This is a genomic window from Agrobacterium sp. 16-2014-1-2a, from assembly GCF_053522705.1.
This window is the reverse complement of record NZ_JBNWBX010000005.1, coordinates 112,350-124,452: the sequence shown is the minus strand read 5'-3', so window position 1 is coordinate 124,452 and position 12,103 is coordinate 112,350. Positions and strand designations below refer to the sequence as shown.

Genomic DNA, 12,103 nt, shown 5'->3' with positions numbered 1-12,103 from the left:
TCTCCGTATCTTGATTGCAAGACATTTAGACATTCGCTCGTGAACCGGCAAGTGTTGCGCCTATAGGGCTGGCGATTCTTGTCGTATCGCTCTATTGCAGACTTCTCATATTGTCTCGAGAGCACCCAGCCGATGTCCCTGCCTTCTGCCGAAAACCGCTTCGGTGCATTCCGGCATAGTTCCTATCGCCGTTTTTTCAGCGCCCGGTTTTTTTCGGCCTTCGCAATCCAGATCGTTAGCGTTTCCGTGGGCTGGCAGATGTATGAGGTCACCGGCAATGCCTTTTATCTCGGCTTGATCGGTCTTTTCCAGTTTCTGCCATCGCTGCTTTTGATCCTTGTCACTGGAACGGTGGCGGACAGGCACAATCGCCGGCGCATTATGGCCGTATGCCTTCTGATCGCGGCCGGTTGCGCGGCGGCTCTGCTCGGCCTGACGTTGGCACACAGCTTTTCTCCCTGGCCGGTCTTTGCCATTCTCGTCGTGTTCGGCATAGAGCGGGCTTTCATGGGGCCGGCGGTGCAATCGCTGGCTCCCAATCTTGTGCCTGTCGAGGATTTGCCGAACGCCATCGCCTGGAACTCCTCTTCATGGCAGATGGCGTCCATTCTTGGCCCTGTCGCCGGTGGCCTGCTTTATGGTCTCGGCGCTTCCGTGGCCTATAGCGTGGCGCTCGTGCTGTTCATCGTGTCCGCTATGCTGGCGGTGACGATCCGCAAACCGGAGCAACGGGGTCCGGCAAAAGCGATCAGCCTCGAGACCATGCTGGCCGGGTTCAAATTCATCTCGCAGGAAAAAGTGGTTCTCGGCGCCATCTCGCTCGATCTTTTTGCCGTGTTGCTCGGCGGCGCTGTCGCCCTGATGCCGATTTTCGCCAAGGAAGTGCTGACACTCGGGCCTTGGGGGCTTGGGCTTCTGCGCGCGGCACCCGGTATCGGCGCCATAACCGTCGCGGTCATTCTGGCGTTCAGGCCCATCCGCCACCATGCCGGCCTGCTGATGTTCGTCGGTGTCGGGTTTTTCGGCATTTCCACCGTGGTGTTCGGACTTTCTCAAACCGCATGGGTGTCGATTGCCGCTTTGGTGGTCATGGGCGCATCGGACATGGTGTCGGTTTATGTGCGGGAAACGTTGATTGCGCTCTGGACGCCGGATGAGGTGCGCGGGCGCGTGAATGCGGTGAACATGGTGTTTGTCGGGGCGTCCAACGAGCTGGGTGAGTTCCGTGCCGGCACCATGGCCCATGTCGTCGGGGCCGTGCCAGCCGTCGTCATCGGCGGGGCGGGCACGCTTGCGGTTGCGGTCATCTGGGCACTCGGCTTTTCGAAGCTGCGCAGGATCGACAATCTGGATGCACCACGCTGACGCGCATCAGCGCTGCGGTTTGCCTTCGAAAACCAGATCAAGGAAATTGCCAAGCCAGGACCGGAGCGGTGTGTCGAACAACATGCGCCCCTCCAGATGCTGGCTGCCGACCTGTGCATTGGGCATACCGAAGCGCTGTGCGCCACGCACCACCCAGCTGTGCATCATCGCGCGGGTCAGTTCTGCGTGAAACTGAAGGCCCCAGGCGTTTTTTCCGTATCGGTAAGCCTGGTTGGGATAGGTTTCGCCCGATGCCAGAAGCTCCGCTCCCCGCGGCAAATCGAACCCTTCGCGGTGGAAATGATAGACCATCTTCGGCCAATGCGGCATCAGCAATCGCCCGTGTTCGGTCGCATGAAGCGGATACCAGCCGATTTCCACCTTGCCTTCACGGTCGGCCTCTACCTTACCACCCAGATGTTTGGACAGCATTTGTGCGCCGAGGCAGATACCGAGAAAGGGTTTGTTTTCCTTCAGCGGCACTTTCAGCCAGTCAATTTCGGCTTTGATATAGTCATGCGGGTCGTTGGCGCTCATCGGGCCGCCGAAGATGATGGCGCCCGCATGTTTCTCCAGCGTTTGCGGCAGATCGTCTCCAAGCGCGGGGCGCCTTATATCCAGCCGATAGCCTTTTTCCACCAGCATCTGGCCGACGCGGCCCGGCGTGGAACGTTCCTGATGCAGGATGACGAGCAGCGAAGGTTGTTTTCTCTGTTGCCTGGAGGGGTCAAACAGCATCGTCTTCGTTTTCGCTTTCTTCAGCGGGTCCTGACCTGGTGGCGGCCTGCTGACGTTGCAGAACCCTGTCGCGCACGGAAACACCGAGTAGATCGGCCACGCGCCAGATCACATGATCTTCCATCTCGCTTCGTTCGCCGTCAGCGTAAACAATATCCCAGAGGATGCCAATAAGCTCCACGCGCTGCTCTTCATCGAGATGGCGGCGGATGTCGGTGGTGAAGCGATAATAGTCTACCGCTTCCTTGCCGGCCTCCTGGCCGGCGGCAAGAAGCGCGTCCAGCTTGCCGGCATCGAGATGATAATAGTCGTGGAGGATCTCACGAAGGCGATCACGCTCGCTTTTGGAGACCGTGCCGTCCGCTTCCATTACCTGAAAACAGAGGGCGGCCACCGCGACCCTCAGATCATCGGGGCTGAATTCATCCGCATGCTGGCCAACGAGGTTTTGAATAAACGACTGGATCTGGTTGAACATCGATAGCCTGTCAGAAGAGTTTTAGCCGGGTTTTGGGTTCGGCTTCCACGCCGGGTTTCTTGACGCCGGGATCATCCGGTGCACCACCGAAAAATGGCACTGGTTCTGTCTTCGCATCCGCTGGCCTGGCTTCCACCGGAACTTCATTTGTTGCCGGCTTTTTCTCCTTCGGGGCAGATACGTCCGGCTTGACCTCGATGGGTGCGGGTTTCGTCACAACAATGGGCTGAGGTGCCACTTCAACAACGATCGGGGTCGGAGCCTGTTCGGTCCTTGCCGGTGCTGCCGCAATCGCATTTTCGATTGTCAGGTCTTCGACAGGTCCTTCAAGCTGGCCAAAAGGCGCTTTCCACTCGAAGGCGTCGAGACGGCCTGTCACGGGCGAAACCGGAAGCCATTTCTCCGAAGTGACACCATCTGCCACCCAGACGGGATCACGTGGTGCGCGCAGCGCCTGCGCCATCCAGTAACGCACCCGCCCCTGATCGCCGGTTTCGGCTTCCTCGATGTCGGCCATCAGCAGGAAGATGCTTTCGCGCGGCTCGATCCGGGCGGCGGCTTCCGCTTTGGCACGCGCCTTGGCAAATTCCTTGGCGTCGAGAGCTGCCTGCGCCACGGCAAACAGGGATTCGATGTTGTTGGGTTTCAGGCTCTCAAGCCGTTCGGCACGTTTAAGGCGATCGATGGCCGTATCGCCGCTGCGCGCCCGAACATAGAGATCGGCGATCTGCGAGTGGGGATCGTTCTTCCATACCGGTTCCAGAACCGCTGCGGCCTTGCGCAGATTGTCTTCGCGCAGATAGGATTTTGCTGCGATCAATGCTGCGGGCACAAGGCTTTTTGCAAGCTTCAGGGCTTGTTTTGCGTCTTCGCGTGCACCCACTGGGTCGCTCTCCAGTTTTTCACCGGCCTTTGCGGTAAGAAGCACAGCTTTCAGCCGCTCAGCCTCGCCGCGTTGGATAACGCCGGCTGCTTTTTGCTGGTCGAGCAGGCGGATCGCGTCATCCCACTCGCCGTTGCGGCAGCGGGTTTCCAGCGTCGCCTGTGCTGCCCAGGGCAGGTAAGGGGCTTTTTCGGCTGCGTCCTCGGCATATTGCTGGGCTGCTTCATGGGCTCCCTGTCGGCGCGCCTCGATATAAAGGCCGCGAAGGCCAAGTTCGCGGGTTTCAGGATCGCGGGCCATCGCCTCGAATTTGCGCCGCGCCTCGTCATATTTGCCTTCGATGAGGTCGGCCTGCGCATCAAGCAGGTGGATCAGCGGCTCCTGATCAGCACTGAGAAGCCCCTGCGTGCGGGCAGTCATCTTGCGGGCCAGAATGGCATTGCCGGCGCCGGCGGCGATGAGGCCGGTGGAGAGCGCCTGATAACCACGGTCACGCTTGCGGGCGCGAAAATAGCGTCGTGCCGCGTTCGGCGATGTCCATATGGCATTGACGACCCACCAGACCAGCATGACGGCCGCAACGAATGCAGCAACGATGGAGGCGGCGACCATCAGGCTCATTTCGATCAGCTGGCCCTGCCAGACGAGTGAGAGGACACCGGGCCTGTCCGCCAGCCAGGAGAAACCGAAACCGAGCGCCAGAACGATGAGGACGAAAGTCAGAATTCTGGTCATGCCTTACCCCTGCTTGCCGGTGCTGGTGATGGCGCGGTTTAACGTGCCTCTCACCAGGTTTTCGACCTCGATGCGCGCATCCAGAGATTTTTTATAGTCGGCGGATGCTGTCTTGGCGGCCTCGGGAAGCCCATTCCATTCAAGTGCCGCACCCTGCAGATCTCCGTTGCGCAACTTGTTTTCCATGCGCGCGATCATGGCGTCGGGGGTCTCGCCTTCGATGTTTCCGACGGGGCGGACCTTCACCAGCGAAAAGGCGCTTTCCGTCAGACGTTCCATGATGCCCTGATTGGGGTCGGGCCGATTGATCGCCAAGAGCATCGCATTCGCAACGTCGGGGAATTTCTGCATCAGCTCCGAGCGCGATGGCACGCCGGTTGCGGCGAAAGACTGCAAGGATGCGATTGCCGGATCGTCCGGGGTTACCTTAGACAATGTGTCGAGTTCAGTGAGGAACGGCCCACCGCGATCAATCGCGGCTTTCAGTGCGGCCGACGCGATGGCGCGGGCGACTTCTATATCGTCGCGCGGTTCATTGATCTTGGTTTCCGCGTCAGTCAGGCGGCGTGTCAGCTCCGCCGTTGCTGAGGCCTGCGCGGAACGCTCTGACGTGAGCGCGGATTCCAGCGCGGTTATTTTTTCCGAAAGTGCGTCCACCTGCGGGGCTTCGCCCTTTGCGCCCTCAAGAGCGGCGATGCGCTGTTCCAGCGCCGAGGTATCCCCTCCTGCCGCGGGAACATTGGCGAGCTGCTGACGCAGGCTCCCTAGCTCGGTTCTCAATGCGGCAATCTCATCGCTTCCGGTCTTGCTCACATTAAACGAGGGTAGAATGCCGGCATATTGCATGCTGCCAGCAGCTGCGAGCGCCACGAGGCCACCCACGATACCCGCCGCGATCACACCGGAGGTTGCCGCCTGTTTGCGCGCGGGTTGCTGTGGCGTGGATGGCTTGGCCGGTCCGGAGGATGACGCGCCTGTCGATGGCTTTGCACCAGTAGTCGCGCTTCCGGATGCTGCGGACGACGATGTGGAAGCAAAAGTCGCAGGCTTTGCGCCCGCCGCGGAAGCGGAAGCAGCGCTTGCGTCAGTCGCGCTGGTCACCGGTTTCGCTTCGGGTTTCGGCGAAGCTGTCTCGGGCTGTTTGTCGGCAGGTTTTTCCACCTGGGGCTTGCCGGTTGCCGGTTCCGCCTTGTGAACGTTCGGTGCAGGCTCCATGGGTGTTTTATGCGTCTGTTCCCAAACGGGAGCCGGGCTGGACGTTTCGGCTGCTTCTGGCTTGGGAGGAACGTTTGGCTGAGCTGCTGCCGGTGTCGTCTCGCCGGTCTTGTCATCAGTCTTTGCAGCATCCACGTCGGCGGAAATTGCTTTCACGTCTTTTGCGTCCAGGTCGATGGTGACCGGTTCGGCGTTTGACTTGGAGTGGCGTGGCGGCTTTCCCGATACCATGACAACCTCATTTCTGCCTGCAATAGTCTAAACCTAGTCAGTGACGGCGGCAAAGGAAAGAGGCGAGCCTGAATTAGGTTCCAGACTTTCGGTGGAGAAGTTCAAACATGGCTGCCTCGTTTGCCCCTTCGGCGGCTGCGGCGTTCGCGCGGAAGATTTCCGGAACCAGTGAAAGCACATTGCGGCTGATGCAGACGAATTGTGTGGTGGTCAGCGCCGCCACATATTTTTCCGACGATGCGTGGCGGAAAAAGGCCCGTGCGGCTTCCGACGAATAGAGCAGGACCACATCGGCAGCTGTCTTCACAAGTGCTGTTTCGAGCATATCGTCTGAAAGATCTGACGGCTGCATTTCGTAACAATCGACGGTTCGGAAGGAAATTCCCGCGGCGGCAATGCCGTCCTCGAACACGGCGCCTCGCGGTGTGCCGGCAAGATAGAGCAATGGATCTGTGCTCTCCGTTAGGGGGCGATGCTCCGAGACAAGCCCCGCGAGAGCCACCGCATCACCAGATCCGGTGAGGATGTTTTGGAAGCCGATTTCCCTCGCCGCTTCCGCCGTCGCCTCGCCGACGGCGAAAAGCGGTTTCGAAAGATGGGGCGCAAGTCGGTGGCGGAAATCTCTAAGCGCCCGCAAGGCCTCGGCGCTGGTCACGGCAATGGCCGACAGCGGCTCCGATAGCGCTGATATGGCGCGCTCGCCGTGGTGGACGGGATGAAACAGCGGAAGAAGCACCGGCTCGTGACCGAGGGCTTCAAGCTTTGCGGCCGTCTTTTCGCCCGAACGAAGCGGCCGGGTGACGACGATCCGCATCGGCTCAGCTCCAGCCGTCGAAGAAGTTGCTGCCTGCCCTGGCGCGCACGTCTTCACCGGCCCTGCGACCCAAGTCCTCGGCATCCTTGCGAGCACCGGAAATCTCGACGCTGTGGCTCGTCTGTCCGTCCGGTGTGAGGATCAGGCCGGAGAAATGAAGTTCCTCGCCGTGGCAGGTAGCAAAGCCCGCAATCGGGGTGCGACAGGAACCATCGAGGGCGGCCAGAAAGGCGCGCTCGCAGGTAACCGCATCGTAGGTGGGTATGTCGTTGATAGGTGAAAGCAACTCGTCCATGCGTGTGTCGCCAATACGGCTCTCGACGCAGATCGCGCCCTGCGCGGGGGCTGGTGGAAATTCCTTCGGGTCGAGAATGTCCGTCGGGACATTCTCCATGCCCAGCCGTTTCAGGCCGGCAAAGGCGAGAAGCGTGGCATCCGCCTGGCCTTCCTCCAGTTTGCGCAGGCGGGTTTCGACCTGGCCGCGAAAGATGATGACGCTCAGGTCGGGACGCAGGCGGCGGATCAGCGCTTGGCGGCGCAAGGATGCGGAGCCGACAACGGCGCCCTGCGGTAGTTCCAGAAGCTTCGGTGCGGTGCGACCAATGAAGGCGTCGCGCATATCCTCGCGCGGCAGGAAAGCGGAAAGATAAAGGCCCTTCGGCAAAACGGTCGGCATGTCCTTGGAGGAATGCACGGCAATATCGAGCTCGCCGGAAAGAAGCTGGCTCTCCAGTTCTTCCGTGAACAGGCCCTTGCCGCCGATCTCCGACAAAGCGCGGTCGGTTATCCGGTCACCCTTGGTGGAAAGCACGACGATTTCGAACATATCTTCCGGCAGACCGTGTGCCGACATCAGCCGGTTACGGGTCTCGTAAGCCTGTGCGAGCGCCAGAGGGCTGCCGCGCGTGCCGATTCGGAAAGGTTTTGTTTGCATCCGCGTCTATCCATTGTTACCGGAGTTGTCTTAGACCAACTCAGCGCATGATCGCAATGAACGAACAGAATTGATGACCCCCTTTCTTCGTATCCTCGGCATAGAGACAAGCTGTGACGAAACCGCTGCATCCATTGTGGTTCGGCATGCGGACGGACGTGGCGAGATCGTGTCCGACGTCGTTTTGTCGCAGCTTGAGGAACACAGCGCCTATGGCGGCGTGGTGCCCGAAATTGCTGCCCGCGCCCATGTCGAGGCGCTGGACACGCTGGTGGAAGAAGCGCTGGAACAGGCGGGTGTCACCCTTGCCGATGTCGATGCCATCGCGGCCACGTCCGGCCCCGGCCTCATCGGCGGTCTGCTGGTGGGCCTAATGACCGGCAAGGCGATTGCGAAGGCTGCAGACAAGCCGCTTTACGCCATCAACCATCTCGAAGGCCATGCGCTGACGGCGCGTCTGACCGAAGGTCTTTCCTTCCCCTATCTGATGCTGCTGGTCTCCGGCGGCCACACCCAGCTTGTGCTGGTTCGCGGTGTGGGTGAATACGAGCGCTGGGGTACGACCATTGATGACGCGCTTGGAGAAGCCTTCGACAAAACTGCTAAGCTTCTGGGATTGCCCTATCCCGGCGGGCCTGCGGTTGAAAAGGCAGCAGCGAAAGGCAACCCTGACCGTTTTGCACTGCCGCGCCCGATGGTCGGCGAGACGAGACTCGATTTTTCCTTCTCCGGTCTGAAGACAGCGGTGCGGCAGGCGGCGACCGCGATCGCTCCGCTTTCGGATCAGGATATTGCCGATATCTGCGCCTCCTTCCAGAAGGCGGTGTCACGCACGCTCAAGGACCGTATCGGTCGTGGGCTTGCCCGCTTTAAGGAAGAGTTTCCGCATCTCGAGACGAAGCCCGCTTTGGTCGTGGCCGGCGGCGTTGCCGCCAATACGGAAATCCGCCAGACCCTCCAGGCGCTTTGTGATGTCCACGGGTTCCGCTTTGTCGCACCGCCGCACCGGCTCTGCACTGACAATGCCGCGATGATTGCCTGGGCCGGGCTGGAGCGGATGGCATGCGGCCGGGAACCCGATGCGCTGGAGATCGCGCCGCGCTCGCGCTGGCCGCTTGATGGCAGCGCGGAGACATTGATCGGTTTCGGCAAAAGGGGAGCCAAGGCCTGATGCAGCGGGAGAAAATCGTCGTCATCGGCGCTGGCGCCTTCGGAACCGCGCTCGCCGTCGTCATCGCGCTGGAGAATCGGCATGACGTGACCCTGCTCGGCCGTGATGCGTCCCTGATGGCCGATCTTAGGGCTGATCGCATTCACGAGGCTGTCCTGCCGGGTGTAGACCTGCCGGATGCGCTGGAATTTTCCGTTGTGCCGGATGTGCTGGCCGATGCAGGCATCGTGTTGTTTGCCATGCCCTCTCAGGCCCATGCCGATGCGGCGCGCCATTACGGTCCTTATCTGGCTAATGATTGTATCATCGTTACCTGTGCCAAGGGCATCGACCGGGTGTCCGGCCGGCTGCTGACGGAACTTCTGGAAGCGGAACTGCCGCATCATCCAATCGCCGTTCTCTCCGGTCCGGGGTTTGCGGCCGATATCGCGCGCGGACTGCCGACGGCGATGGCGATAGCGGCGGAAGACGCTGTCATCGCCGAGCGGCTGGCGACCACGATTTCCGGCAGAACCTTCAGGCTTTATGCCTCGACCGACCGCACGGGCGTGCAGCTTGGCGGCGCGCTGAAGAATGTGCTCGCCATTGCCGCCGGCATCGTTGAAGGTGCGGGCCTCGGCGATTCCGCACGGGCGGCGTTGATTTCGCGGGGGCTTGCCGAGATGTCGCGTCTGGTCGTTGCCATGGGCGGCAAGGCCGATACCGTGCGCGGTCTTTCCGGCCTTGGCGATCTCGTGCTGACCGCCACAAGCCACCAGTCGCGAAACCTGCGTTTCGGCATCGCGCTTGGCCGGGGCGAAGGCAAGGACATGTCCGGCGGGCTGGTGGAGGGCGCCTTTGCGGCAGCCGTTGCCGCCCGGCTCGGCGAACATCACGCTGTCGACATGCCGGTGACCGAGGCGGTTGCGGCCATCATCGACGGCAATCTAGACGTGGCGAGCGCCATGCAACAATTGATGACAAGGCCCATCACCACTGAATGAGTGTGGCCTTCGGATAGTTTTTACGCATGTCCTGGTCCCAAAACCGCTTACACTTTTGGGAGACATGCGCCAGCGAGGAGACGAAAATGCTGTTTGCCTTTATCTGCAAAGACAAGCCCGGCCATCTGAACGTGCGCATGGACACGCGCCCGGCTCATCTGGAGCACCTGAACAAGTTGAACGCCGAAGGCACGCTGAAGATTGCCGGACCGTTTCTGGATGCCGAAGGCAAGCCGAATGGCAGCCTTGTCATCGTGGAAGCTGCCGACATCGATGCGGCTAAGGCCCTTGCCGATGCCGATCCCTATGCAAAGGCCGGCCTGTTCGAAAGCGTGGATGTGAAGCCCTATAACTGGGTCTTCAACAATCCGGGGGCGTGACCGGCCATGGCGAATTACTGGCTTTACAAGTCTGAGCCGTTCAAATGGTCCTGGGAAATGCAGAAGGCCAAGGGCGAGGCCGGCGAAGAATGGACCGGCGTGCGCAATTATCAGGCCCGCAACAACATGCGCGCCATGAAAATCGGCGACAAGGGTTTTTTCTACCACTCGAATGAAGGGCTGGATGTCGTCGGCATCGTGGAAGTCTGCGCCCTTTCGCACCCGGATTCGACCGCAGAGGGCGATCTGAAGTGGGATTGCGTGGATATCCGCGCCGTTTGCGACATGCCGAAACCGGTTTCGCTGAAGGATGTGAAGGCCAATCCGAAACTCGAAAAGATGTCGCTGGTCACCTCCATGCGGCTTTCGGTGCAGCCGGTGACGGAAGAGGAATATCTCGAAGTCTGCCGCATGGGTGGCCTTTCCAATCCACCGAAATCTCCGGACTGAGCTTTCGGTGAGGACCGATCCTGAACGCTTCATTCTCGACAATACCGGCATCATGCATCCACCACATGTGCCGGAATTGCGCCTCCATCTTGCGACCGAAGCCCATGAGCTGTGGCTGAAGACGGAGGAGGAGCTGGAAGAGATCGGCCTGCCGCCGCCATTCTGGGCTTTCGCCTGGGCTGGTGGACAGGGACTTGCCCGCTACGTTCTCGATCACCCTGAAAGTGTCTCCGGCAAGCGTGTGCTGGATTTCGCCAGCGGTTCCGGACTGGTCGCCATTGCCGCCGTAAAGGCGGGCGCCGCGGCTGTTGTCGCCGCCGATATCGATCCGTGGACGGAAACGGCCATTCGGCTGAATGCTGCTCTCAACGGTGTGGCCATCGATTTTACCGGCCGCAATCTGGTTGGGACGCCGGTTGAGGCGGATGTTCTGCTGGCCGGCGACGTGTTTTATGATCGCGCCTTTGCCGATCTCCTCGTGCCTTGGTTTCTGGAACTGGCGGATAGAGGCGTGACCGTACTCGTCGGCGATCCGGGGCGGGCCTACCTGCCCAAACAGCGCCTTTACGCCGAGGCAACCTATCAGGTGCCGGTGACGCGGGCTCTGGAAGACAGTGAAGTCAAAAAGACCACCGTCTGGCGTTTTGTCTGATCATATCAGGGCCTGATGATGCAGACGCCGTGCTGGTAATCGCAGGCGTCGCCTGTCGTTTCGGCGCGGACGTTGATGATTTTCGCCTTCGGTGCCAGCTGCGCGCCCATATTGACGGTTGCGCCTTGTCGCGAAAGCCCACCATTGATCGCGAAATAATTGCCGTTCCCACGGACCCTCAAGGCGGATATTCCACCCACATAAGTGCCGCCGGAAAGGGTGGAGGGCAGTCCGTCCGTGGAGAAGCTCAACTGTGACTGACGATCCTGATAATGGTGGCGACTATAAAAATCACCTGCCGCAGCAGGAGGCAGTGCCGTGAAAATAATGCCTGCAGTCATCACCGCCAGAGCTGCGATTCGATGCTGTAACATGAGCCTCATTCTCCGGATTTTTTCGGTTAACGAATAGTAAATTACATGATTTCGAAATTACGTAAAGGTAAATATTTTGAAGGCGTAAATCTTGGAAATGCTCGTTTTTTTATTTTCGAGCAAAAAAATTCCAAAAAAAATTCGTGAACCAATCGATTAAATTGGAATCGGTCATGAAATGTGCTTGTCGTGATGCTCCCATGTGATTAAACGTCGCGGTTGGTGCAATGCACATTCTTTCGTCATGTGCTGTTGCTTGGGGGCGCCCGATCTGACGGGTGCACGGGAAAACGCCGCGAGGTTCTGATGGCGAACGTGACAAATAACCGGCCTCTGTCGCCGCATCTTCAAATTTACAAGCCGATTCCGACGATGGTCGCATCCATCGTGCACCGCATCACGGGTGCGGCGCTTTATTTCGGAACGCTTCTTGTCGCCTGGTGGCTTATCGCACTTGCTTCCGGCCCTGCCTATTACGACTGGGTCAGCTGGGCAATCGGTACGATCATCGGCAAGCTTATCCTGATCGGATATACCTGGGCTCTCGTTCACCACATGCTGGGCGGCCTTCGCCACTTCATGTGGGATCTCGGCCATGGCTTCGAGAAGAACTTCAACACGAAACTCGCCAAGGCGACCTTTGTAGCGTCGATCTGTCTGACCGCGCTGATCTGGGTCATCGCCCTGATCGTGCGCTAAG

General features: G+C 59.8%; 14 protein-coding genes. 7 read left to right on the top strand and 7 right to left on the bottom strand.

The features are described 5' to 3' along the window. The first annotated feature begins 132 nt into the window (after positions 1–132). Positions 133–1,365: an MFS transporter gene (locus tag ACQZ45_RS16585; RefSeq protein WP_003516689.1), complete on the top strand. Its 1,233-nt coding sequence runs from the start codon at positions 133–135 to the stop codon at positions 1,363–1,365. 6 nt (positions 1,366–1,371) lie between these two features. Here the strand turns inward: ACQZ45_RS16585 and ACQZ45_RS16580 are convergent, their stop codons facing one another. From ACQZ45_RS16580 to hemC, 6 genes are all read right to left on the bottom strand, one after another. Continuing rightward, the gene (locus ACQZ45_RS16580; protein WP_003516697.1) at positions 1,372–2,103 is read right to left on the bottom strand and encodes a glutamine amidotransferase; all 732 of its coding nucleotides are present in this window, start codon (positions 2,101–2,103) and stop codon (positions 1,372–1,374) included. Continuing rightward, positions 2,093–2,581, bottom strand: a complete 489-nt coding sequence (locus ACQZ45_RS16575; protein ID WP_003516699.1) for a tellurite resistance TerB family protein — start codon at positions 2,579–2,581, stop codon at positions 2,093–2,095. Before ACQZ45_RS16575 ends, ACQZ45_RS16580 begins: the two co-directional genes overlap by 11 nt. Positions 2,582–2,591: 10 nt before the next feature. After that, the gene (locus ACQZ45_RS16570) at positions 2,592–4,199 is read right to left on the bottom strand and encodes a heme biosynthesis protein HemY (protein ID WP_113291851.1); all 1,608 of its coding nucleotides are present in this window, start codon (positions 4,197–4,199) and stop codon (positions 2,592–2,594) included. Positions 4,200–4,202: 3 nt separating this feature from the next. After that, positions 4,203–5,645 (bottom strand): COG4223 family protein, encoded by a 1,443-nt coding sequence (locus ACQZ45_RS16565; protein ID WP_113291852.1) that lies wholly within the window; start codon positions 5,643–5,645, stop codon positions 4,203–4,205. Between the two features lie 73 nt (positions 5,646–5,718). Beyond that, entirely contained in the window at positions 5,719–6,459 is a 741-nt protein-coding gene (locus ACQZ45_RS16560) for a uroporphyrinogen-III synthase (protein ID WP_003516705.1), read from the bottom strand. A gap of 4 nt (positions 6,460–6,463) precedes the next feature. Next, the gene (gene hemC / locus ACQZ45_RS16555) at positions 6,464–7,393 is read right to left on the bottom strand and encodes a hydroxymethylbilane synthase (RefSeq protein WP_003516706.1); all 930 of its coding nucleotides are present in this window, start codon (positions 7,391–7,393) and stop codon (positions 6,464–6,466) included. A 73-nt stretch (positions 7,394–7,466) separates the two neighbouring features. On the opposite strand from hemC, the gene tsaD reads away from it, so the two are divergent. The 5 genes from tsaD (at position 7,467) to ACQZ45_RS16530 (ending at position 11,029) form a co-directional block, all read left to right on the top strand. Then, positions 7,467–8,564 carry a tRNA (adenosine(37)-N6)-threonylcarbamoyltransferase complex transferase subunit TsaD gene (gene tsaD / locus ACQZ45_RS16550; protein ID WP_003516708.1) on the top strand — a complete coding sequence of 366 codons (1,098 nt, stop codon included), beginning with the start codon at positions 7,467–7,469 and terminating at the stop codon, positions 8,562–8,564. Then, on the top strand, positions 8,564–9,547 hold the full coding sequence (locus ACQZ45_RS16545; RefSeq protein ID WP_003516710.1) for an NAD(P)H-dependent glycerol-3-phosphate dehydrogenase: 984 nt from the start codon (positions 8,564–8,566) through the stop codon (positions 9,545–9,547). The genes tsaD and ACQZ45_RS16545 overlap by 1 nt, the downstream gene beginning before the upstream one ends. An 86-nt stretch (positions 9,548–9,633) precedes the next feature. Next, positions 9,634–9,927 carry a YciI-like protein gene (locus tag ACQZ45_RS16540; RefSeq protein ID WP_003516711.1) on the top strand — a complete coding sequence of 98 codons (294 nt, stop codon included), beginning with the start codon at positions 9,634–9,636 and terminating at the stop codon, positions 9,925–9,927. 6 nt (positions 9,928–9,933) lie between these two features. Beyond that, a complete protein-coding gene (locus tag ACQZ45_RS16535; protein WP_003516712.1) occupies positions 9,934–10,377 on the top strand; it encodes an EVE domain-containing protein in 444 nt (147 codons plus the stop codon). Between the two features lie 7 nt (positions 10,378–10,384). Continuing rightward, positions 10,385–11,029 carry a class I SAM-dependent methyltransferase gene (locus ACQZ45_RS16530; protein WP_003516713.1) on the top strand — a complete coding sequence of 215 codons (645 nt, stop codon included), beginning with the start codon at positions 10,385–10,387 and terminating at the stop codon, positions 11,027–11,029. 5 nt (positions 11,030–11,034) lie between these two features. On the opposite strand, the gene ACQZ45_RS16525 is transcribed toward ACQZ45_RS16530, so the two are convergent. Continuing rightward, positions 11,035–11,403 carry a hypothetical protein gene (locus tag ACQZ45_RS16525; RefSeq protein WP_448742382.1) on the bottom strand — a complete coding sequence of 123 codons (369 nt, stop codon included), beginning with the start codon at positions 11,401–11,403 and terminating at the stop codon, positions 11,035–11,037. A gap of 306 nt (positions 11,404–11,709) precedes the next feature. On the opposite strand from ACQZ45_RS16525, the gene sdhC reads away from it, so the two are divergent. Further along, positions 11,710–12,102: a succinate dehydrogenase, cytochrome b556 subunit gene (sdhC, locus tag ACQZ45_RS16520; RefSeq protein ID WP_003516715.1), complete on the top strand. Its 393-nt coding sequence runs from the start codon at positions 11,710–11,712 to the stop codon at positions 12,100–12,102. Position 12,103 lies beyond the last annotated feature (1 nt).